Here is a 23,007-nt window from a genome sequence, read left to right as displayed (position 1 = left end):
TTAAATACTTTTGTATAAAATTTTCAAATCATGACATTTCAAGAATTACAACCAAAAATAAGCGCTATAGTAGCTGAAAATAACAAAGTTAGAGACGAAAAACTATTAGCCATCTGCCAGCTTTTAAACGAAAATGTAGAATATTATAATTGGGTAGGATTTTATTTTGCAAACCACGAAAACAAAACACTTCATTTAGGACCTTATGTTGGTGCCGAAACAGATCATACTGTTATTCCTTTCGGAAAAGGGATCTGCGGTCAGGTTGCCGAAAGTAATGCTAATTTTGTAGTGCCGGATGTTAAAGCACAAGACAATTATATTGCCTGCAGCTTAACGGTAAAATCTGAAATCGTAGTACCATTATTTGTAAACGGAGTAAATATTGGTCAAATTGATATTGACAGCCATGTTATCGATCCTTTTACAGAAGCTGACGAAAGATTTTTGGAGTTTGTAAACCAAGAAGTTGCTAAACTATTCTAAAAGAACTATTTTTAATATAAAAAATAGGTCTAAATGTATAGAACCGTAATCCTCTTATTTCACCTTATCTTTTCAGTAAGCCTATTTGCGCAAATTAATGTAGTTTCAAAGAAAATTTTTCTGGACTCATTAAATCACGAGACTGTGCCCGAAAATTACAGTTACACCAGAGTAATTACAAATTATTCTCAAAAAAGCGTTCGTTATGTGGTAACTGATTTTTACAAAAACGGAAGAAAGAAAATGACAGGAACAACTTTAGACCGAGATGTTTTAAAAAAAGACGGAGAGTTTATTTACTATTATAAAAACGGAGCAAAAGAAGCTGTTGTAAATTATTCTGATGATCATAAATCGGGTAAGGAACTGAATTGGTACGAAAACCAAAGTAAAAAATCTGAAAAACAAAATTCGTGGGATCCCAAAACCAAAAAGGCCCAAACCTTGATTCTTAATTTTTGGGATGAAAATAAAAATCAAACTGTAATTGACGGTGAAGGAGAATATGAAGAAACCGATACGTTCATAACACAAAAAGGAACTATTAAATCCGGGCTGAAACAAGGTATCTGGCAAGGAACTGACCTTGCGCGTAAAATTACATTTACAGACAATTATGACAAAGGCATTTTAGTTTCAGGCACAAGCATAGACCAAAACAATGTAAAACTGTCTTATTCGTCTCTAAATGAAAAAGTAACAGGCAAAAAAGTCTCCAAATCACTAAAATAGAATTTCTTATCGTCTTATTTTTAGATTCTTTTATTTTTTTTTGATTTTTCTGTTTTTTTAATCTAATTTTGCACCCGTCTTACAAAAGTTGTATGACATACATAAAAATCATTAAATAATATTGGAATGTATTTAAGTAAAGAAAAGAAAGAAGAGATTTTCGCACAACACGGTGGTGCAACAAACACTGGAAGCGCAGAAGGTCAGATTGCATTGTTCACTTACAGAATCACTCACTTAACTGAACACTTGAAAAAAAATCGTCATGATTACAACACTGAGCGTTCTCTTGTACTATTAGTAGGTAAAAGAAGAGCTTTGTTGGATTACTTGAAAAAGAAAGAGATCAACAGATATCGTGAGATTATCAAAGTATTGAATATCAGAAAATAATCAATATAGAAAAGAGGTGCGAGAGTGCCTCTTTTTGTTTTTACATTACAAGCATTTTACAAGAAAAAAAGTTTGGTTTTTCATTGGGTTTTAGAAACAACAACTACACACACAACAACTACAACACAACTAAAACCCATTGTATAACCAATAAGGAAAAATTATGATTCCACAATTATTTGTAGAAAAAATCGATTTAGGTGATGGCAGAAGCATCACAATCGAGACAGGGCGTTTAGCAAAACAAGCAGATGGTTCTGTAGTAGTAAGAATGGGCGACACAATGATACTTGCAACAGCAGTTTCAGCTCGCACTTCTAACCCAGGCGTTGATTTTTTACCATTAACGGTAGATTACCGCGAAAAATTTGCAGCCGCTGGTCGTTTCCCTGGAGGTTTCTTTAAAAGAGAAGCACGTCCAAGCGACAGCGAAGTATTAACAATGAGATTAGTTGACCGTGTTTTACGTCCGCTTTTCCCAGACGATTACCACGCTGAAACACAAGTTATGATTCAATTAATGTCTCATGACGAAACTGTTATGCCAGACGCTCTAGCAGGTTTAGCAGCATCTGCAGCATTAGCTGTTTCTGATATACCTTTTTATAACTTAATTTCTGAAGTACGTGTTGCACGTATTGACGGAAAATTTGTTATCAACCCAAGTAGAGAAGAATTAGAAAAATCTGATATCGATATGATGATTGGAGCTTCTATGGATTCTGTTGCAATGGTTGAAGGTGAGATGAAAGAAATCTCAGAAGCAGAAATGGTAGAAGCTATCAAATTTGCTCACGAAGCTATTAAAGTTCAAATTGTTGCTCAACAAAAATTAAGAGCAGCGGTTGGTTCTCCAGAATACAGAACTTACGAAGGAGAAATCGAAGACGAAGCTGTTTACGCAAAAGTAAAAGCTGCTGCTTACGATAAATGTTATACAATTGCACAAGAAGCATCTGGAAAAAGCGAAAGAGGCGAGAAATTTGCTGCTGTAAAAGAAGAAGCAAAAGCTTTATTTACTGAAGAAGAATATGCTGAAAATGCAGATTTAGCTGGTTTAGTAGGGAAATATTTCTACAAAACAAATAAAGAAGCCGTTCGTAATGTGATCCTTGAAAAAGGAATTCGTTTAGACGGAAGAAAAACTACAGAAATCAGACCAATCTGGTGCGAAACAGATTACTTACCAAGAGTTCACGGTTCTTCTTTATTTACACGTGGAGAAACTCAGGCTTTGGCAACTGTAACTTTAGGAACCTCTAGAGAAGCTAACCAAATTGATTCTCCATCTGAACAAGGTGAAGAGAAATTCTACTTACACTATAACTTCCCTCCTTTCTCTACTGGTGAAGCAAAACCACTAAGAGGAACTTCAAGAAGAGAAGTTGGTCACGGTAACTTAGCTCAAAGAGCATTAAAAAATATGATTCCTGCAGATTGTCCTTATACAATTCGTGTTGTTTCTGAAGTTTTAGAATCTAACGGTTCTTCTTCTATGGCAACAGTTTGTGCCGGAACAATGGCGTTAATGGATGCTGGAGTTCAAATGGTAAAACCAGTTTCTGGAATTGCTATGGGATTAATTACTGACGGAGAAAAATTTGCTGTATTGTCAGACATTTTAGGTGATGAGGATCACTTAGGAGATATGGACTTTAAAGTAACTGGAACTGCTGACGGAATCACAGCTTGTCAAATGGATATCAAAATTGACGGATTACGTTATGATATCATGGAACAAGCTCTTAACCAAGCTCGTGACGGACGTATGCACATTTTAGGTAAATTAACTGAGACTATTGCAACTCCAAGAGCCGATGTAAAAGCACACGCACCAAAAATCATTACCAGAACTATTCCTGGAAACTTTATTGGAGCTTTAATTGGACCAGGTGGAAAAGTAATTCAGGAATTACAAAAAGCTACAGGAACAACTATTGTAATTAACGAAGTTGATGAGCAAGGTGTTATCGAAATTTTAGGTACAGATCCTGCTGGAATTGAAGCAGTATTAGCAAAAATTGCTTCTATTACTTTCAAACCACAGTTAGGAGAATCTTACGAAGTTAAAGTAATCAAAATGCTTGACTTTGGTGCTGTGGTAGAATATACTGCTGCTCCAGGAAATGAAGTATTGCTTCACGTATCTGAACTAGCGTGGGAACGTACTGAAAACGTTGCTGATGTAGTTAAAATGGGAGATGTATTCCAAGTAAAATACTTAGGAGTTGACCCTAAAACTAAAAAAGAAAAAGTGTCTAAAAAAGCACTTGTACCAAGACCTCCGCGCGAGGACAAAAAAGAGTAATCAGATCTTAGTTTACTAAAGGTTTATTCATAGAAAACCCCAGCTCATTTATTTGAATTGGGGTTTTTCGTTTTAAAAGCTTAATTATCCTAATTTAGGATTTCCCATTTTATGTAAATGTATAAAGTGAGAAAACATCATTTCAAACAATGTTTTATGATGGTATGGTTGCTTATACTCTTTTGTTGTTTCTTCAATTATTGCATTTATCTCGCTATAATTAGTGTGACAGATATTCGGGAAAAGATGATGAGCCGCGTGACAATTTGAGCCACCACTTAAAAATCTCGCCCAGCCCTTATTTGCATCCCAGTCACAACTTGTATGAAGTTGGTGAACAGCCCAGGTATGTTCCAGAAATTCCCCTTCGGGTTGAGGATAATCTGCTCCATCAAAAAAATGAGTTCCAACAAGCATAATTATAAATACCATAGATGTAAAACCACTTGCCGTTAGATAACTCAGTACAATGAAACTCCATGTAAAATCAGCATACAATAGAGGCACAAACAATACTAATGAAAAGTAAAATATCTTATATAAGATAAATCTAAAATACAGCTCCATTTTAGAAACACCTCTTTTCATCCAATCGTATTCATCTGAAAAAAGATATACCCAATCGCTCATAAAAACAGAATGCAATAAGGTGAACATGTATACAAAAGGCGCATAATAAGCCTGATACTTATGCTTGGGCTTCCATGGATGTGTTGGGCTTAACCTTAAAAAAGGATTTTTATCTATATCAATATCACTTCCTTCTACATTTGCATACAAATGATGTGAGCGAATATGTCTTAATCCCCAAAGCAAAGGATCAATTCCCACAGTAAGAAAACTAAAAAAATGCAATACCGAATTCGCCTTTTTATTCCTAAAAGCAGTGTTATGCGAAGCATCATGCCCAAAACTAAAACCTATTAACAATCCTGATAATTGAAAAATCACGTATAGTATCCAAAAACCAATTTTAGTAATAGAATCTGAGAAAAGGAGGTAATACGATAAGTAACAAGTTAGAGTCAAAAACAAACCTTTGTACCAAAATCTGGCATCTCCGTAAGAAACGTTTTTGCTATTCAGTTTTTCATGTACTCTTTGTTTTAAAGAAGAAAAAAATAGTTTTTCATCCTCTGATTTGCTAAAATATTTCGCCTTCATAAAAATATTATTTTAAAATTACAGGACAAACCTATTGCAATTATCACATATTAATTTGTGTAAATCAATAATAACAATTTGTATATTTGTGATTATCGCAAATTATGAAACATCAGGAATCCTTCTTAAAAGCAATTCGGAACAAAATTTCAAAATCAGTTTCCTTAATAGATGAAATCGCAGGGGTTTTAGAAATCAGTTATGATGCCTCTCATCGCCGCATATCCGGAAAAAGTAAATTCTCATTAGATGAAACTATTAAACTGGCCAGTCATTTCAGTATTTCATTGGATAATCTATATGTAAATAAAGAAAATGTAATTGTTGAAAAAACAATTGAAATCGAAACACTGAAAGATATGCTTCAGTATTTTAAAAGATCAGCAGAACATATTGAAATCTTAACAAAAAATCCTAAAACAACTTTATTTTATTCCGCTAAGGACATTCCTTTGTTTTATTTCATGGACGGAACTATTTTATCAAAATTTAAAGCTTTTGTCTGGCTGAATCTTTTAAATACAAATCAAAAAAAAATATCTTTTGAAAATTTTGTTATAAATGAATCTTTTACTGAGCATATGCACACATTAAAAAAAGCATACGAAAATACAACAGTGAATGAAATCTGGAACGACACCACTATAAACAGCAGCTTACAACAAATTCTATACTTTTACGAAGCTGGTCTGTTAAATCTAAAAAATGCTAACTTGCTTTGCAAAGATTTAAAGAGGATTGTAAATTTAATACAAGAAAGATCTAACAATCCAGAAAATAATTTTTCTCTCTTTTACAATGAATTGATATTATTAAATAATAATATGCTTATAGAAACCGAAGAAAAGTTAACAATGTTTGTTCCCTACACTCTTCTTGGTTATTTTATTACTGATAATGAAGACAGCTGCAAAAATGTTTATCGATTTTTTAAACAACAAATTATAAACTCAATACCCTTAGGCCAATCAGGAATTAAAGAGCAAAATCTTTTCTTTAATCGAGCCATTAGAAAAATAGATTATTATCTAGAGAAAATAAATTCGCAAGTTGATTTACTTTTTTAAGATAAAATTTTCAATCTGTACAGCTAATTTAAAACACAAGTTTGGTTTTTCACTTTTCACTATATGTCTTAATCTTAAGAGAATACATTATTTCATGAAGAAAATGTAAAAATTATAAAAAAAGAGGGCGAAACTTACATTTCTTTAAAGAAATGAAATATCTTTAACGTGCCAAAAATAAATTTATTAACCCTAAAAACCTTATTATGGAATCAACCGTTGATTTAACGCGTTATAAAGTTATTCAAAACACCAAAATTAACGCACAGGAATTCAAGTTTGTAGACTCAAAACACCTTCAGCATCCCTTACCTCCTCTTGTTTCAGTAGAAAGCTACATTAGTGCAGGCGGGCTTCCTACATTAAAAATCAGAGCTACTTTATACATAAATTCCGAATTTACTCAAAATCCTATCGTTTCAGTTCCTACACTAAAAGATACAACGCTTGAGATTTTTTTTGATTATGATTACACAGAAGAAACCCCTGAAACTTGCGATGTTTGGTATGTAGAAATAGATTATTACTCTACTGATGCAACTAAAGTAACTGAGGTTCTCTCTTACTTAAGAAATGTTGATCCTGAAACTTCTAGAGGTACTAAAACTGGGGTTGGAGACTAGTATATTATAAAATAGAAAATTATAAAAACATCATTTACTTTAATTAGAAAATGATGTTTTTAATTACATCATTAATACTTTAAAAAGTTATGGTTAAAATTAACTTTTCTATTTTACTATTACTTCTTTTAACACCTGCTCTCTTTTTTTCACAAAACCAAACTGTTAATAAGATTTTTAACATTGAAAGCAAAAAGAAAGCAATCCTCTTTAAAGAAGAAATACATTTTAATAAGGCGCAATATTATTTTCAGGAAAAGAATTGGGATTCGACTTTAGTATATTCCATGAAACACTTAAGTGTTAGTCGCAATAACGAATTAAATAACTATTGTCATTACTTTAGAGGTTTTAGTCTAAATGAGAAAAAATTATTTACAGAAGCAAAATCAGAATTAAAATTAATCTCAAAAAATTTTGTTTTTTACCCGTTAGTAAATAAAGTGCTGGGTGAAATTTCTTTACAATTAAAAGAATTTGAAAAAGCAATCGAATATTTTAATGCTGTAGAAAAGTTTCCTTCTTCAAATAAACAAGGTTTTAAAGTAAGCACCATTTATCAAAACATAGGAGTTTGTTATTTACATCTTAGTAAATTTACAAAAGCAGAAGAGTATCTTCTAAAAAGTAAAAAATTAGGAGAACAAGAAAAAGACAATGAAGCGCTTATTTATATTTATATGAATATTGCCAATTTGTACTATTTACAATATAAAGATGATAAAGCTATTCCTTATTTTAAAAAAGCTTATTTGTATTCTAAAAAAACGAAAAATTTTGATAAAAAAGAATCCACTGCATTTAATATGGCAATGGTAGAAGAAAACAAAGGAGATTTTAAAAAAGCTTTAGAATATAGAAAAGAAGCAGAGCAATGGAAAGACTCATTAAATAATCAAAATAAAATTTGGGCAGTTGCTGATTTTGAGAAAAAATTTGCTGTCGCTCAAAAACAAAAAGAAATCAAGGTATTACAAGTAGAAAACAAATTAAAAAACACACAGCGTAATATTTTCTTTTTCTCGGCAACGGGACTCTTATTAGTATTGACAGGAGGAATATATCTTTATGCTCAAAAAGTAAAAAATGGTAAAACGATCTTACGTCAAAAAAATAAACTTGACGAATTAAACGCTACAAAAGACCAATTATTTTCAATTGTAAGCCACGATTTACGTTCATCTGTAAATGCTCTAAAAACCAGTAACGCTAAATTATCTGCCACGCTTGAAACTAAAAACTACGACGAATTAAATCAGTTAATTATCCAGAACAGCGGTATCGCAAATGGCGCCTACAGCTTATTAGACAATTTATTGCACTGGGCATTGTTGCAGACAAAACAATTATATTTTCATAAAGAATCGATTCATTTATATTCTGTTATACAACAAATTGAATATAACTATAAGCCATTATTGCTAGACAAAGCTATTACGTTCGAAAATTTAGTTTCAAAAAGCATCTTTTTATTTGTGGACCTTGATTCACTAAAAATTGTATTTAGAAATTTATTAGATAATGCTATCAAATTTTCGAAAGAAAGTGGACAAATCACCTTTTCTGCAAATGAAATTGATTCTGATTTTTGTCAGGTTATAATTCAGGATAGTGGAATTGGAATGAGTCAAAACACGATTAAAGAACTGCTTCAAGAAGGAGAATTATTGGCAAAGAAAGGCAATTCAGAAATTATTGGAACCGGTTTGGGTTTACAATTGTGTAAACAGATGATTAAGAAAAACGGAGGGACATTTGAAATAGAAAGCGAACTTGATAAAGGAACAAAAATGATATTAACTTTCCCTAAAGCTAAATAAAATGGACAATATTAATGTTTTAATTATAGAAGACACTCCTGAACAAAGTGATGCTCTTGTAAAAGTATTGCTTCAAAATAATTATAACGTAGCGGGAGTTGCAAAAAATTTTACAGACGCATTGAAGTTATTTTATGAAACTCCTGTTGATGTAATAATTATAGACGTTTTTCTAGACGGAAAGCCAGACGGAATAACCTTTGCTGAATCGATAAATATAATACCGCAGGCATCAAAACCGTTTGTGTTTTTAACCAGCTCTCAGGATCGCCAGATTTTTGAAAGAGCAAAACTTACCAAGCCATTTAGTTTTTTAATGAAACCATTTAATGAACTGGAGATTTTGTACGCAATAGAAATGGCTGTCGAGAAATTTTACGAACAAACGAATGTTTTTCTCAGTGAAGAACAAAATACAGTTATCAGCAATGATTCATTATTCATTAAAAAGAAAAATTCTCTAAAAAAAGTGGCTTTAGAAGATATTCTTTACATTGAAGTCGAGGAGCGTTACTGCAACATTATTACCGAAAAAGAAAAATTTGTAATCTTAATTTCGCTTACCAAGATCAGCGAACTTCTGGATAAAAGCAAATTCATAAAAACACACCGCAACACCATTGTAAACACAAATAAAATAGAAGAAATATTTCTTACTGATAACCTTATCATATTAAAAGGAAATCATCGAATAAACCTAAGCGATACTTACAAGGACTTCATAAAAAATATTAATATTCTTTCCTAATAATAGAAATATTCATTTCAAAACAAAACATCCTCTTTAAAGCAAAGAGGATGTTTTGTTTTTTGAAAGAAAAATTTTAAAACGATAAACAATTCGCATATTTCATGACATAAAATAGAGCTTTCGTGACATTTTCACATTAGAAGCCCTAAATCGAATTTACTTTTACTTCACCTAAATCAAAATAGTATAGATGAAAACAGCCATAACAAAACAACCAGAAATGAAAATTTTGCCTTTTATCAAAAAAATAAAAAATAATCCCTGGATTGGTGTTGCGGTTTCTCTAGCTATTATTATTCCCAGTTTATATAAAATACTGGACGATGTTACCGTTTTAAGAATAGAATATTTTTTACTTGCTGTTTCTTTTCCGATATATATAAAATCGTTAAAAAAAATATTTGATCAAATTTTAGATAGTTCAGATGATCTTTACGATTAAACATTACCAAAGATAATTTTTGCCCGAAATTCTTTTTATGTGAAAGCCCTAATTCAAATTAATGAGTTAGGGTTTTATTTTTTTAGACCAATTCTTAAAATATTAAGCATATTCTGTAACAAATCTTTGAAAAGTATACTTATTACTACAATTTAACACAAATACATAAACTTTGTTATATTTTTTTTTAATACATTTGAGATCGACCAAAACAAATCATTTAAACCAGTTAATCCTTTGAAAAATCCTCAAAAAAAGGCTCTATATCTACTGATATTTAGCATGTTATTGAACGTTTCCTATTTATATTGCCAATCTAATGACAAACCCTCGTTGTATGATTATTTTGACAATGCTGTCGGAAAAGACAATTTAAGCATTAATAATGGAGTTCTTCACAGCGAACCATTTAGGCCAATTCCAAACAAAAACAGATACTATTTAAATGAATTTACCATAGGAGATATAGGCTTCGATGGTGAAATTTATTCAAATGTTAATCTCAAATATGACATTCTGGAAGATCAGGTCGTTTTTAAGCAAAAAGAACAAACAGACAATCTTGCCATTAATCTTGTAAAAGACAAAATTGATTTTTTCTTTATTAAGGGTAAAAAATTCGTTTACCTAAAATCTGAAACCATTAAGTATCCCAATATAGTAAATGGTATTTACGAAGAGAATTATATTGGACCTGATGTTTCGCTCTACATCAAACACAAGAAAACAAAAATAAAAGTATTACAATCTGACATTGTACACTATAACTTTATTTATAAAAATGATTATATCATTAAATACAACAATTTTTTCTATAAGGTCGATTCAAAAAAAGATGTAAAGGCAGTATTTCCGGCCTTTAAAAAAGAAATCAACAATTACTACCAAAATGAAAAAGAGTTAGAACGCACAGATAAAAATCAGTTTATGGAAAATCTAACAAAGCAAATTAATAGTTTTTTTAAAAAAAGTTCTAACTAAATGAAAAAAATTACTCTACTACTATTTTTATTAACCTTTCAGAACATTATTTATTCGCAGATTATTAGTGATAAAGTTTCTGTAGAATTTAAAAATGCTAATCTTAAAACTGCCATTCAAAACATAGAGCAAGCCTCCTATTTTAAGTTTTATTTTGACGAAAAATGGATGGAGTCTGACAGTACATCTATTACGAAACAATTTAAAGAAGTTCGAATAGCCGATATTCTTGAAGATATCTTTCAAAATACCAGCATTAATTATTTCGTCTCCGACAATAAAATTATATTAACTAACAATAGTATTATATATAATGAACTTCCGGATGATTACTTTGGTATTCCTTTGGAAAAGGATGAAAATGGCGCTCCAATAGTGCCTATATTTTATCAGCAGTATGACTCTTTAAAAAAGACAAATACACGAAATCCTAATAAAAATATAAGGGATATTATACTTATTGGGAAAGAATCTAAAAATCAAAAAAAGAAGATCTACACCCTTTCCGGATATATAAAAGGAGGAAAAAGCAGAGCGGGAATCGCCAATATAATGGTCAAAATTCCTAATACTGAATTTTCAACCGTAACTGATAAAGACGGGTTTTACAAACTACAGGTTCCGCCGGGAATCAGCACAGTAGAAACAGAAACATTTGCTTACGACAAAGTAACTAAAAAGATTATGGTGTTTAATGACGGAACATTAAACTTTAATCTAATTGACAATGTAAACCAGCTGGACGAAGTTTTAATTAAAACTGCCAAAAGTAAAAATGCAAAAGCGGCAATTACAGGCGTAACAACTATCGATGCCGAAGGAATTAAAAATGTACCTCTTGTTTTAGGAGAACGCGATATTCTAAAAGTTGCCTTAACACTTCCGGGGATAAAAACTGCAGGTGAAGGTTCTTCAGGATATAATGTTAGAGGTGGTAAAGAAGATCAAAATTTATTTTTACTGGATCATGCTGTTTTATATAATCCGTCGCACTTTTTTGGTTTTTTTACAGCATTAAATCCTTATACAACTAAAAAAGTCGATATTTATAAAGGAAGTATTCCTGCTGAATTTGGCGGAAGATTATCTTCTGTTTTCGATATTACATCAAAAACCGGTAATTTCAATAAATTTGAGGGTGAAGGCGGTATCGGGCCAGCAACAAGTAACATCATGATTTCTACTCCTATCGTTAAAGGAAAATCAAGTCTTGTTGCAGGAGGAAGAGCCAGCTACTCTGATTGGATTTTAAAAACTCTGGATGACGAAGATTTAAAAAATAGCCAGGCTTCTTTTTATGATATAATCTTAAAGTACAATCATAAATTTAATGCCAATAACGATATTGAAGCTACGGCTTATTACAGTCACGATAAATTCAGTGTATCATCAGACTCGTTATATAAATATAGTAACAGACTGGCAACATTAAAATGGAATCATACTTTTAATGAAAAGAACAAGGGTTCCTTAATTTTAACGAATAGTGAGTATCGATTTAATATTGATTATCAATCACCAAGTGTAAACTCATTCGATTTTGGATATAAAATTAATGATACGCAAGCGGCTCTTAAAATGAGTTACTTATACAGCGAAAAGCATAAAATTTCATACGGTATATCAAGTAAATTATATGGCATTAATCCAGGATATTTAAGACCCGAAAACCCGGAATCTACATTAATTCCTATAGAAATTGATAAAGAAAGAGGATTAGAATCTGCAGTTTATGTAGGAGATAATTTTAAAATTTCGGATAAACTTTTAATTGACTTTGGATTACGTTATTCCAGATTTTCCGCATTAGGGAAAGCTTCACAGCGCGTTTATGAACAAAACCTGCCAATTAGCGATGCAACTGTTGTAGAAACTAAAGAATACAAAAACAACGAAGTAATTAAAAGTTATGGAGGATTTGAACCAAGAATTGCAGCACGTTATTTCTTAACAGATGATTTTTCTGTGAGAGCAAGTTATGATAAAACATATCAGTACATCCACTTATTATCAAATAACACAACACAATCTCCAACGGATATCTGGAAACTTTCAGATTTAAATGTTAAGCCAGAAAGTGCACAGCAAGTTTCATTAGGCTTTTACAAAAATTTAAAAAACAATGAGTACGAATTAAGTCTGGAAGGTTATTACAAAAAATCTAATAACATTTTAGATTATAAAGTTGGTGCCGAATTATTATTAAACAAAAATATAGAAACGGAACTTTTACAAGGAGAAGGCAAAGCGTACGGAGTTGAGTTATTATTAAAAAAGACCGAGGGACGTCTTAACGGCTGGTTAGGCTATACCTATTCAAGATCGTTAATTAAACTTAACAGCCAGTTTAATGAAGAAAAAGTAAATGATGGAAAATTCTTTGCTTCTAACTTTGATAAACCTCACGATTTTAGTGCCGTATTAAATTACAGAATCACAAAACGATACAGCTTTTCAAGTAATTTTGTATACCAAACTGGTCGTCCTATCACATATCCTATTGGTACTTATGATTATGGAAATGCACAATATACAGTTTACAGTGATCGTAATAAATTTAGAATCCCGGATTATTACAGATTAGACATTGGTCTTAATATCGAAGGAAATCATAAAATAAAAAAATTAGCACATAGCTTTTGGAATATATCGGTTTATAATGTTTTAGGAAGAAACAACCCTTATTCTGTATTTTTTGTAACAGACAAAGGACAGATTAAAGCCTATAAAACATCTATATTCTCTATTCCGATTCCTAGTATAACTTATAATTTCAAGTTTTAATATCATGAAATATTTTCACAAAATATCACTTTTTCTAGTTCTTGCATTGGCATTAACCAGTTGTACAGAACAATATGTTTTTCAAAATACAGATTTTGAAAGCGCACTTGTTGTAGAAGGAACCATTACAAACGAATTAAAAAATCAAACTATTAGAGTTTCTCAGGTTTATCAGCTGGAAGAAACCGGTCCGAGATTTGAAAAAGGCGCTAATGTTTTTATAACTGACGATCAGGGTAATGAATATCAGTTTGAAGAAAAGGATACTGTGTATGCTTCTATAACTGCTTTTAGAGCGGAGCCAGGAAGAAAATACCAATTAAAGATTAAGACAAGAGAAGGAAAAAATTATACTTCTGACGAACAGGTTTTAACTACTGAAACTAAAATTGATAATGTCACCGCTACTGTTGAAAGTGTTAACGGCCAAAGAGGCGTACAAATAAATATAAATAGTTTTGATCCTGCCAATACTTCAAAGTATTACAGATATGAATATACTGAAACGTATAAGATCATAGCGCCGCTATGGTATTCTCAAGATGCTTTTGTGGTTTTTTCCCCTGCAGTCCCAGCAGATCCTGACAATGACTTTCCTGGATTACCTGCTAAGGAATCTATTGTTATCAAACCTAGAATTGGTGAAACTAAAACCTGCTTTTCGACCAAAAAATCGGACGATATATTATTAAATAACACAAATAGTCTTAGCGAAGACCGTGTACATTTCCCTATTCGCTTTATAAGTGATCAGAATTATATAATATCGCATCGTTACAGCATTTTTGTAAAACAATATGTTCAAAATTTAGCAGCATATACTTTCTACAAAACCATGAAAGATTTATCATCACAAGGAAGTGTTCTTTCACCAAAACAACCTGGCTTCTTCTACGGAAACATAAAATCTGTAGAAAACCCAACAGAAAAAGTTATCGGCTTTTTTGAAGTGTCTGCCGTTTCATCAGAAAGGATTTTCTTCAACTATGCAGATTTATTCCCTAACGAACCTCTTCCTCCTTATTATGAAAAAAACTGTAACATTAAAGATTTTATAGATTGTCAAGGACTTCCTCCATGCAGCGGGATACAATTGCGTTCAGCAATAAAAAGCAGAGAATTAGTACTACTATCTTTTGACGGAATAGATTCATACGGTATGGTAAAACCACCATGCGGTGACTGCACCTCTTTTTCATCTAACATTGTTCCTCCTTTTTGGGTAGATTAATCCTTTTTTAAATTATGAAACAATTTTCAATATATAATCCAGCCTTAATTTTGGACCGAACGAAACAACTTTTAATTTTAGTATTGCTGCTTGCTTTTTCTATGTCTTTTGCGCAAGGAAACAGCAATGCTGCAGTAACAACAGCATCACAGGAAACCATTTTCCTGCATTCTAATACAACAACTTTTCTAACCGGAGAAACTTTGTTCTATAAAGTATATTGTTTAAATCCACTTAATAATAAACCCAGCTTAATAAGCAAAATAGCTTACATTGAATTGGTTGACAATGAAAAAAAATCATTTCAAAAAAATAAAGTCTTTCTGGAAAAAGGAATTGGATCTGGTGATTATTTTATACCAACAACTTTAAAAACGGGTAATTATAAATTAATTGCTTATACAAAATGGATGTTGAATAACCCTGAATTACAAGCTTTTGAAATTGATATTTTTATTATAAATCCTTTTCAGACTCAGGAGCCAAACGATAATGTCACTTTTGATATTTCTCAAAAGCATAGCACCATCACTGCTCAAAATTCATCAAGTGCAATTCTTAACAATGAAAAAAGAATAGATTTTGAATTGGATAAAGAAAGCTATTATACGAGAGAAAAAGCCAGCTTAAAGATAAAATCGCTTACTGAATCGATCGAAAAGGGAAATTACTCTGTTTCTATTCGAAAAATCGATCAAATCCCTGCTTTAAGACAAACAACACCACAGGAATTTGCATATAAAACAGCAAACAATTATTCTAGTGATATCAAAAATTCATTTACTTATGTTCCTGAATTAAGATCTGAACTGATAACAGGTGCCATTATATCTAAAACTAATTCTGATGTAAACAATAAATCACTTTCACTTTCTTTACCTGGAAAAGAATATGTTTTAAAAATTGTAAAGACAAATGCTCAGGGAAAATTTGCATTTTTATTAGATCAATATCCTAATTTTTCTAGTGCAATAATACAAGTTCTGGATAAAAACCCTGATGAATATACCATTATATTAGATCCTCTTCCGCAATTTGACACATCAAAACTGCAGTTTTCATCTAAATTGAATTTAACACCAGATCTTAAAAAAGAAATTGAAGACCGTTCAACTGCGAGCCAGATACAAAATGCGTATTATCAAATAAAAAAAGACAGCTTAATGCAGGAAGCCGTTGTAAGTCCGTTTTTTAATAGTGTTGAAAAAACCTATGTACTTGATGACTATACTCGTTTCCCAACATTAAAAGAAAATGTAGTTGAAGTTATTGTAGAACTCTATTACAGACGAAATAATGGCAAATATGAGTTACGAGTTAGAAATGACCATAAAGATTTAGAATCTTATGGCCCTCCATTGATTATTGTGGATGGTCTTCAAATTCAAAATGCAAACGATCTTTTTGACTATAACATGGCCAATGTAAACAAAGTAAGTCTTATTTCAGAACCTTACGTATATGGTTCTGATTTATACGGCGGCCTTATAAGTTTTGAAACCAAAAACTATGATTTTGCCACAAATTATGTAAAAAAATATCTAAAAAGTACCGAAATCCAAAGGCCAAACCCAGAAAAAGTTTATTATACTCCAGAATATAATGCCGGAAATAATTTAAAAAGAATTCCTGATTACAGATATCAGTTATTATGGAAACCCAATTTATCTTTAGATAAAAAAGAAGATACCTTAACTTTCTTTACTTCAGATTTAAAAGGAGATTTTGAAGTTGTTCTTGAAGGTTTTACAGAAGATGGAAAACCAGTTTATGTTTCAAAAAACATCACCGTAAAATAGACATAGAACTCTATAAATCAAATATTTAATATTATTTTTTGATTATCCAACAAACACAAAAAGCCTTAACAAAATAAAATAGTTAAGGCTTTTTTCAAATAATTTAAAATATTTTTAAAATAGTTGTAACTTTTTTGATACATCGTACGTATAATAACTTGTACACTTAAAAATTGAGGAGACAAATAACATGAGACAACTTAAAATCACCAAGCAGGTAACCAATCGTGAAACTGCATCGTTAGATAAATATCTACAAGAAATCGGAAAAGTTGACCTAATTACCGCTGATGAAGAGGTAGAATTAGCACAAAGAATAAAGGCTGGTGATCAAAGAGCTTTAGAGAAATTAACAAAAGCCAACCTACGTTTCGTTGTATCGGTTGCTAAACAATATCAAAATCAAGGATTAACTCTTCCTGATTTAATTAATGAAGGAAACTTAGGTCTTATCAAAGCCGCACAGCGTTTTGATGAAACTCGTGGTTTCAAATTCATTTCTTATGCTGTATGGTGGATTCGTCAATCGATCCTTCAGGCTCTTGCAGAACAATCACGTATTGTTCGTTTACCATTAAACAAAATTGGTTCTATCAATAAAATCAACAAAATGTACGCTTTATTAGAGCAATCTAACGAGCGTCCGCCTTCTGCTGAAGAAATTGCAAAAGAACTTGACATGACTGTAAATGACGTAAAAGAGTCTATGAAAAACTCTGGTCGTCACTTATCAATGGATGCACCTCTTGTTGAAGGTGAAGATTCTAACCTATACGACGTTTTACGTTCTGGAGAATCTCCAAACCCGGACAGAGAGCTAATTCATGAATCATTACGTACTGAAATCGAGCGTTCATTAGAAACATTAACTCCAAGAGAGGCAGATGTAGTTCGTTTGTATTTTGGTCTTGGCGATCAACACCCAATGACTTTAGAAGAAATTGGAGAAACTTTCGACTTAACTCGTGAGCGTGTTCGTCAGATTAAAGAAAAAGCAATCCGTAGATTAAAACACACTTCCAGAAGTAAAATCCTTAAAACCTATTTAGGTTAATAAACCGTATAAATTGCAATATTTAATCCCGAAACATCGGGACTAAATTTCAACGTAAAATTGGGATTTGGAAATTTAAATTTGTAATTTTAAAGTAAACAACAGTTTGATTGACTGTTCGTTTTTTGATTGATGATTGAAACTCCGGCTGATTACCGGAGTTTTTTATTTTACTTGTTTTTTTAAGTGCAACGTTCGCAAGGTTTTTAGCCACCAATTTCACAGATTAAAATGATTAAAAATTTTCACGCAGATTTAGCAGATTCATTTTGCTGAATTTATTGCGAATACTTTAATCAGATCTGCACAATCTGCTTAATCTGAGTGAAAAAAACTTAGCGTACCTTGCGTAATTCTTTGCGCTCTTTGCGGTTAAAAAAATTATCTTTGTAAAAAAACAACACACTACAATGAAAAATACACTTATTGCTCCTTCAGTTCTTGCTGCAGATTTTGCAAATCTACAACGCGATGTCGAAATGATAAACAACAGTCAGGCTGACTGGTTTCATATTGATATTATGGATGGAGTTTTTGTTCCGAATATTTCTTTCGGAATGCCTGTTCTGGAAGCCATTTCAAAACATGCGAAAAAATATATTGATGTACATTTAATGATTATTGATCCGGATCGTTACGTTAAAACCTTTGCCGATTTAGGCGCTAATGGCTTAACTGTACATTATGAAGCTTGCACACATCTACACAGAACCCTTCAGGCTATTAAAGCAGAAGGAATGAAAGCCGGAGTGGCAATTAATCCTCATACTAATATTGATTTACTAGAAGATGTTATAAACGATATTGATCTAGTTTGTATTATGAGCGTGAACCCAGGTTTTGGCGGGCAATCTTTTATTGAAAACACTTACGATAAAATCAAAAGATTAAAAGCTTTAATTACGCGTAAAAACGCATCAACCCTTATTGAAATTGACGGTGGTGTGACCAACAAAAATGCAAAACAATTAGTAGAGGCCGGAGCCGATGTTTTAGTTGCAGGAAGCTTTGTTTTTAAAGCTGAAAATCCTACTCAAACCATAGCGGATTTAAAAGTCCTTACTGCTTTTTAAATTTTTTAAATTGGGAAAAAAGTCGATTCCTGTCATTTTTTCCAAAGTTTCGACAGGAACTACAAAATCATAAATAGACTTGTCACTGTCTTCATTTGGAACTAAAAAAGCAATGGCCTTATGTTCCTTTCCTGATTTGGCTAAAACAATTTTATAAAAATATTTAGGAACAGAAACTTTTTCTGTTCCTATTTTTTTATCAGAATCTTTTAAAACACCTCCTGTTACAACATAAATATCATTATACTTATCTGCCCAATAACGTGTTTTTTGTTCTATTCTATTCCAAATCCCGCTATTAAAATCATGTTTTTGAGGTGAAATATTAGAGGTATAAAAAGTATCATTATAAGCTTCCTCACTAAACTCCATATCGCCTGCTGGGCAAAGATGACCTTTGTCGTAACCCGATTTTTTATAGTTTCTCCAATCTGCAGAACCTGTAGTTACTTTTGGATCTTCAATAAAATAAGGGCGCTTATAGTTACTGTTTTTTAGATATTCTTTCTTTAATTCATAAGCAACCCACTCTGCCTGCTCAAATTTCTCATTATAGGAAAGTGTATAATATTTATGTTCTACAATTTGATTAGTAGTCGAAGTTGGCTGATAAGCAACCGAATACAATGACCCACCAGTAGTATTTTGATTTGAAACAAAAGAGTTTTGATCTTCTACTATTTCTTCTGTAACAGCTGTATTTTCTTTTTTACAAGAAAACAACACTAAACTAAGCAAACTGCAGACTAAAATGTTTTTCATAAATATTATTTTTATTTTTTAAACTAAAAAAAACGCTTCATAAGTAACTTAAGAAGCGTTTTAATAACAAATTAAATTTTGAAAATCTTTAAGATTTTACCAATTTATCCTTTTTCATTTTAGGAGAAACGCCAGCTTTTACATACGATTTAGATTGTAAATCATCTAAAACATTTAACGCTTCTTCTACATAAACATCTTTAGATAAAGCTTGATGCCAAGCATCTCTTTTTTCTTTTAATGTTGGATCGCTATTCATTTCAACTTCTTCATAAGGAAGTGATTTAAAGATCAAATTGTTTTTATAATCAGAAATTGGTTTATATTTTTTCCCTTCATTTTCAACTTGTTCCTGAGTTTGTTTAAAACTGTTAATGTTCAAGCTGTATGTGTTTTCTTTATTCTTAACGTCGATCCATTTTGCGTTATCTTCAATTAATTTAAATTGAGGACTTTGTGCAATTCTGTTTCTACTTTTCTCTATTGCTTTAGAAAAGTTTTCATTAGAAGTCCATGTGCTGTAATCAGCTGGGTCAATTTTATCCCATGGCATTGCATTGTCAATATCACGCTCACCCATTTTTAGGTAAGCATAACGATCCGGCATTACAACGTCACTGTGAACTCCTTCTAATTGTGTAGAACCACCATTGATTCTATAGAATTTTTGGCCCGTAATTTTCAAAGCACCTAAATCGCCATAATTTGCGTTACGAACAAATTGATTCAAATCAAGAACGTTTTGTACCGTTCCTTTACCATAGGTTTGTTTACTTCCAATGATAACACCGCGTTTGTAATCCTGAATTGCGGCAGCCAAAATTTCAGAAGCCGAAGCAGAGAAACTATTCACCATAATTACTAATGGTCCGTCCCACTCGATTTTTTTATCCTTGTCATATAAAACTTCTTTCTTTTTTCCGGCAGATTTTACCTGAACAATTGGTCCTTCTTCAATAAACAAACCGGCAATATCCACAACTGTAGAAAGAGATCCTCCGCCGTCATCACGAACATCAAGAACGATACCGTTAATGTTTTCTTTTTTCAGTCTCTCTACTTCAAGAGCGATATCTTTTCCGGCATCGCGGCCATCTTTATTTTCAAAATCGATGTAAAATTTAGGAAGATAAATAACTCCGTATTTCAATCCGTCTTTTTCAACGATACTAGATTTTGCGTAGGTTTCTTCAATTTCAACAACATCCCTAATGATAGAAATCACTTTGATGCTTCCGTCAACTTTTTTAACGGTAAGTTTAACTTCAGTTCCTTTATGGCCTTTAATTTTCTTTACAACATCATCCAGACGCATTCCAACCACATCAACCGGTTCTTCGTTTCCTTGAGCCACTTTTAGGATTAAATCTCCTGCCTCAAGCTGTTTTCCTTTCCAGGCTGGTCCGCCGGAAATTAATTCATCAATTTGAGTAAAGTCATTTTTCTTAGTTAATCTAGCCCCAATTCCTTCTAATTTTCCGCTGATATTTACATCAAAACGATCTTTTTCTTCTGGGGCGAAATAACTTGTATGCGGATCAAAACGAGCCATAATTGAATTCAAATAAACTGAGAACCAGTAATCTTTATTCAAATCTTTAATCACACTAAAGTTATCGTCTAAAGATTTCAAAGAACTCTCACGAGTTTCTTTCTCTAGAGTCTCAAAAGATTTTTCTTTATAAGCAGGATCTTTTTTCTTTTTTTCTTCTTCAATTTTTTGTTTTGTTACAAGCGAGGAAAGCGTAGACAGCTTAATTTGTTTTCTCCATCTTTCATTAATTTCAGTCAAATTTTTTGCATACGGAAGCTTCTCATAATCCGCATTAAAAGTTTCATCTGTAGTATAATTGAAAGGCTGTGCTAAAATAGTTTTATAACGTTTTTTGCTCTCTTCCATTCTTTTCATCAGCCTTGTATAAGTCAGGTTAAAGAATGTCAAATCTTTATTTAAAAACTGATCATCCAGCATCAGCTCATATTGCTTAAATTCATCAATATCAGACTGCAGGAAAAATCTCTTCGAAGGATCTAATGCTTCGATATAATCTTTAAAAATACCTTTTGAAAAATCGTCATTTATTTCAGCCGGACTGTAATGTCCTTTTTCAATAACAAAAGCCAGTAATTCTAAAAGTGTCTTGTCTTTATTTGGGTCCGGATCATCATTCTTGTCTGCATTTATCTTAAAAGCAAACAGGGTCAAAGACAAGCATAATACGGCTATAAGTATTTTATAATTTCTTTTCATAAACTTAATAATAGCATTCATCAAATTTTTTAATCTAAGTTACGGTAAAAACTATGCCAACATGCCAAGATCAGTATAATTTTTTGTTAAAGATATAAAAATGTTTGATGCCCAAAAATCTTCTCGAATTTAGTTTACAATTTTTATTTATTTGTTAGTATTCTACCAAAATCTGTTACTACATTTGCTCTAACAAGCTTTAATTTTGATAAATCAAAAATAAGAAACGCAACATGAAAGACGAAAAACCACTAATATTAGTAACCAATGACGATGGAATTCTTGCGCCGGGAATTAGGGCTTTAATAAGCGTTATGGAAACCATTGGCGATGTAGTTGTAGTGGCTCCAGACAAACCACAAAGTGCTATGGGCCATGCCATAACTATAAACAACACATTGTTTTTAGATAAAATTTCTAAAGACGATGACGCAATTACAGAATACAGCTGTTCCGGAACCCCGGTTGACTGTGTAAAACTGGCCGTGAATGAAATTTTAAAAAGAAAGCCAGACTTATGCGTTTCAGGAATTAATCATGGTACAAATTCCTCGATAAATGTAATCTACTCAGGAACAATGAGCGCAGCTGTCGAAGCCGGAATTGAAGGAATTCAGGCAATTGGATTTTCTCTTTTAGACTTTAACTGGAATGCTGATTTTGAACCTATTAAATCATTTGTCAAGAAAATAGCACTGGAGACGTTACAAAACAAGCTTCCACCAGGAGTTGTTTTAAATGTGAACTTTCCTAAATTGAAAGAAAAAGACATTAAAGGCATCAAAATCTGCCGTCAGGCAAAAGCGTATTATGCGCAGAAATTTGACAAGAGACAAACCCCTTTTGGAAAAGATTATTACTGGCTGACAGGTAAATTTACAAACGAAGATAATGGCGAAGACACCGATGAATGGGCACTTGAAAATGGATATATTTCAGTCGTTCCTGTTCAATTCGATTTAACTGCTCACCACACCATGCAGCAACTTAACACTTGGAAATTAAATGGATAAAAAAGATCTCATTATCGGATTTATTGTGGGTATTTTTACCTCACTTCTTGGAAGTTATCTGTTTATAACTTTTTTTACAAAGTTTGATATTTCTACCGGAATTCAAGCGCTTAGAAAAATGGGATATTTAGGAAAAGTAATTACCATTGGTACTATTTTAGATCTTGCCGTTTTTCTGCTTCTTCTAAAAAGGAATAAGGAAATGATGGCCCGAGGCGTGATTTTGGCCGTGATTGTTCTGGCAATTTCAACCATAATTATTTAAATCCTATC

At 31.9% G+C, this 23,007-nt stretch carries 20 protein-coding genes; 17 read left to right on the top strand and 3 right to left on the bottom strand.

All coding sequences use genetic code 11. The features are described from left to right. Positions 1-30 precede the first annotated feature (30 nt). The 4 genes from BKM63_RS08245 (at position 31) to BKM63_RS08230 (ending at position 3,919) form a co-directional block, all read left to right on the top strand. Positions 31-486, top strand: a complete 456-nt coding sequence (locus BKM63_RS08245; protein ID WP_071636126.1) for a GAF domain-containing protein — start codon at positions 31-33, stop codon at positions 484-486. Positions 487-519: 33 nt separating this feature from the next. Next, a complete protein-coding gene (locus tag BKM63_RS08240) occupies positions 520-1,218 on the top strand; it encodes a hypothetical protein (RefSeq protein WP_071636125.1) in 699 nt (232 codons plus the stop codon). 126 nt (positions 1,219-1,344) lie between these two features. After that, positions 1,345-1,611, top strand: coding sequence for a 30S ribosomal protein S15 (gene rpsO / locus BKM63_RS08235; RefSeq protein ID WP_071636124.1), 267 nt, complete (start codon positions 1,345-1,347; stop codon positions 1,609-1,611). Between the two features lie 163 nt (positions 1,612-1,774). Then, positions 1,775-3,919: a polyribonucleotide nucleotidyltransferase gene (locus BKM63_RS08230; protein ID WP_071636123.1), complete on the top strand. Its 2,145-nt coding sequence runs from the start codon at positions 1,775-1,777 to the stop codon at positions 3,917-3,919. A gap of 84 nt (positions 3,920-4,003) precedes the next feature. Here the strand turns inward: BKM63_RS08230 and BKM63_RS08225 are convergent, their stop codons facing one another. Continuing rightward, positions 4,004-5,083: a fatty acid desaturase family protein gene (locus BKM63_RS08225; RefSeq protein ID WP_071636122.1), complete on the bottom strand. Its 1,080-nt coding sequence runs from the start codon at positions 5,081-5,083 to the stop codon at positions 4,004-4,006. A gap of 104 nt (positions 5,084-5,187) precedes the next feature. Between BKM63_RS08225 and BKM63_RS08220 the strand changes: the two genes are divergently transcribed. The 11 genes from BKM63_RS08220 (at position 5,188) to rpe (ending at position 18,708) form a co-directional block, all read left to right on the top strand. Then, positions 5,188-6,150 (top strand): hypothetical protein, encoded by a 963-nt coding sequence (locus BKM63_RS08220; RefSeq protein ID WP_071636121.1) that lies wholly within the window; start codon positions 5,188-5,190, stop codon positions 6,148-6,150. A gap of 206 nt (positions 6,151-6,356) precedes the next feature. Then, a complete protein-coding gene (locus BKM63_RS08215) occupies positions 6,357-6,773 on the top strand; it encodes a hypothetical protein (RefSeq protein WP_071636120.1) in 417 nt (138 codons plus the stop codon). Positions 6,774-6,862: 89 nt separating this feature from the next. Then, entirely contained in the window at positions 6,863-8,593 is a 1,731-nt protein-coding gene (locus BKM63_RS08210) for a tetratricopeptide repeat-containing sensor histidine kinase (RefSeq protein ID WP_071636119.1), read from the top strand. 1 nt (position 8,594) lies between these two features. Next, positions 8,595-9,341, top strand: coding sequence for a LytR/AlgR family response regulator transcription factor (locus tag BKM63_RS08205; protein WP_071636118.1), 747 nt, complete (start codon positions 8,595-8,597; stop codon positions 9,339-9,341). A gap of 193 nt (positions 9,342-9,534) precedes the next feature. Continuing rightward, the gene (locus BKM63_RS08200; RefSeq protein WP_071636117.1) at positions 9,535-9,786 is read left to right on the top strand and encodes a hypothetical protein; all 252 of its coding nucleotides are present in this window, start codon (positions 9,535-9,537) and stop codon (positions 9,784-9,786) included. Between the two features lie 282 nt (positions 9,787-10,068). Next, on the top strand, positions 10,069-10,767 hold the full coding sequence (locus BKM63_RS08195) for a hypothetical protein (protein WP_123907057.1): 699 nt from the start codon (positions 10,069-10,071) through the stop codon (positions 10,765-10,767). After that, positions 10,768-13,551, top strand: a complete 2,784-nt coding sequence (locus BKM63_RS08190) for a TonB-dependent receptor (RefSeq protein WP_071636115.1) — start codon at positions 10,768-10,770, stop codon at positions 13,549-13,551. 4 nt (positions 13,552-13,555) lie between these two features. Continuing rightward, positions 13,556-14,782, top strand: coding sequence for a DUF4249 domain-containing protein (locus BKM63_RS08185; protein ID WP_071636114.1), 1,227 nt, complete (start codon positions 13,556-13,558; stop codon positions 14,780-14,782). Between the two features lie 14 nt (positions 14,783-14,796). After that, positions 14,797-16,581, top strand: a complete 1,785-nt coding sequence (locus BKM63_RS08180; RefSeq protein WP_083572197.1) for a hypothetical protein — start codon at positions 14,797-14,799, stop codon at positions 16,579-16,581. A gap of 190 nt (positions 16,582-16,771) precedes the next feature. Continuing rightward, a complete protein-coding gene (locus BKM63_RS08175) occupies positions 16,772-17,635 on the top strand; it encodes a sigma-70 family RNA polymerase sigma factor (protein ID WP_007804760.1) in 864 nt (287 codons plus the stop codon). 410 nt (positions 17,636-18,045) lie between these two features. Further along, the gene (rpe, locus tag BKM63_RS08170; protein WP_071636113.1) at positions 18,046-18,708 is read left to right on the top strand and encodes a ribulose-phosphate 3-epimerase; all 663 of its coding nucleotides are present in this window, start codon (positions 18,046-18,048) and stop codon (positions 18,706-18,708) included. Here the strand turns inward: rpe and BKM63_RS08165 are convergent. After that, positions 18,685-19,470: a DNA/RNA non-specific endonuclease gene (locus tag BKM63_RS08165; protein ID WP_071636112.1), complete on the bottom strand. Its 786-nt coding sequence runs from the start codon at positions 19,468-19,470 to the stop codon at positions 18,685-18,687. The genes rpe and BKM63_RS08165 overlap by 24 nt on opposite strands. A gap of 88 nt (positions 19,471-19,558) precedes the next feature. Continuing rightward, the gene (locus BKM63_RS08160; RefSeq protein WP_071636111.1) at positions 19,559-21,742 is read right to left on the bottom strand and encodes a carboxy terminal-processing peptidase; all 2,184 of its coding nucleotides are present in this window, start codon (positions 21,740-21,742) and stop codon (positions 19,559-19,561) included. Positions 21,743-21,954: 212 nt separating this feature from the next. Here BKM63_RS08160 and surE point away from each other — a divergent pair, with 212 nt between their 5' ends. Together surE and BKM63_RS08150 are read left to right on the top strand one after the other, a co-directional pair. Continuing rightward, on the top strand, positions 21,955-22,734 hold the full coding sequence (gene surE, locus BKM63_RS08155) for a 5'/3'-nucleotidase SurE (protein WP_071636110.1): 780 nt from the start codon (positions 21,955-21,957) through the stop codon (positions 22,732-22,734). Next, complete coding sequence (locus tag BKM63_RS08150) at positions 22,727-22,999, top strand: hypothetical protein (RefSeq protein ID WP_071636109.1); 273 nt, start codon at positions 22,727-22,729, stop codon at positions 22,997-22,999. Before surE ends, BKM63_RS08150 begins: the two co-directional genes overlap by 8 nt. Positions 23,000-23,007 lie beyond the last annotated feature (8 nt).

Source organism: Flavobacterium johnsoniae (assembly GCF_001879205.1).
Lineage (GTDB): Bacteria > Bacteroidota > Bacteroidia > Flavobacteriales > Flavobacteriaceae > Flavobacterium > Flavobacterium johnsoniae_A.
This window is presented reverse-complemented; position numbering and strand designations above follow the sequence as displayed.

Excerpts from the sequence above, each read along its gene's own strand:
- BKM63_RS08245 (WP_071636126.1), top strand. The coding sequence starts at position 31 with ATGACATTTCAAGAATTACAACCAAAAATAAGCGCTATAGTAGCTGAA.
- BKM63_RS08240 (WP_071636125.1), top strand. The coding sequence starts at position 520 with ATGTATAGAACCGTAATCCTCTTATTTCACCTTATCTTTTCAGTAAGC.
- rpsO (WP_071636124.1), top strand. The coding sequence starts at position 1,345 with ATGTATTTAAGTAAAGAAAAGAAAGAAGAGATTTTCGCACAACACGGT.
- BKM63_RS08230 (WP_071636123.1), top strand. The coding sequence starts at position 1,775 with ATGATTCCACAATTATTTGTAGAAAAAATCGATTTAGGTGATGGCAGA.
- BKM63_RS08225 (WP_071636122.1), bottom strand. The coding sequence starts at position 5,083 with ATGAAGGCGAAATATTTTAGCAAATCAGAGGATGAAAAACTATTTTTT.
- BKM63_RS08220 (WP_071636121.1), top strand. The coding sequence starts at position 5,188 with ATGAAACATCAGGAATCCTTCTTAAAAGCAATTCGGAACAAAATTTCA.
- BKM63_RS08215 (WP_071636120.1), top strand. The coding sequence starts at position 6,357 with ATGGAATCAACCGTTGATTTAACGCGTTATAAAGTTATTCAAAACACC.
- BKM63_RS08210 (WP_071636119.1), top strand. The coding sequence starts at position 6,863 with ATGGTTAAAATTAACTTTTCTATTTTACTATTACTTCTTTTAACACCT.
- BKM63_RS08205 (WP_071636118.1), top strand. The coding sequence starts at position 8,595 with ATGGACAATATTAATGTTTTAATTATAGAAGACACTCCTGAACAAAGT.
- BKM63_RS08200 (WP_071636117.1), top strand. The coding sequence starts at position 9,535 with ATGAAAACAGCCATAACAAAACAACCAGAAATGAAAATTTTGCCTTTT.
- BKM63_RS08195 (WP_123907057.1), top strand. The coding sequence starts at position 10,069 with ATGTTATTGAACGTTTCCTATTTATATTGCCAATCTAATGACAAACCC.
- BKM63_RS08190 (WP_071636115.1), top strand. The coding sequence starts at position 10,768 with ATGAAAAAAATTACTCTACTACTATTTTTATTAACCTTTCAGAACATT.
- BKM63_RS08185 (WP_071636114.1), top strand. The coding sequence starts at position 13,556 with ATGAAATATTTTCACAAAATATCACTTTTTCTAGTTCTTGCATTGGCA.
- BKM63_RS08180 (WP_083572197.1), top strand. The coding sequence starts at position 14,797 with ATGAAACAATTTTCAATATATAATCCAGCCTTAATTTTGGACCGAACG.
- BKM63_RS08175 (WP_007804760.1), top strand. The coding sequence starts at position 16,772 with ATGAGACAACTTAAAATCACCAAGCAGGTAACCAATCGTGAAACTGCA.
- rpe (WP_071636113.1), top strand. The coding sequence starts at position 18,046 with ATGAAAAATACACTTATTGCTCCTTCAGTTCTTGCTGCAGATTTTGCA.
- BKM63_RS08165 (WP_071636112.1), bottom strand. The coding sequence starts at position 19,470 with ATGAAAAACATTTTAGTCTGCAGTTTGCTTAGTTTAGTGTTGTTTTCT.
- BKM63_RS08160 (WP_071636111.1), bottom strand. The coding sequence starts at position 21,742 with ATGAATGCTATTATTAAGTTTATGAAAAGAAATTATAAAATACTTATA.
- surE (WP_071636110.1), top strand. The coding sequence starts at position 21,955 with ATGAAAGACGAAAAACCACTAATATTAGTAACCAATGACGATGGAATT.
- BKM63_RS08150 (WP_071636109.1), top strand. The coding sequence starts at position 22,727 with ATGGATAAAAAAGATCTCATTATCGGATTTATTGTGGGTATTTTTACC.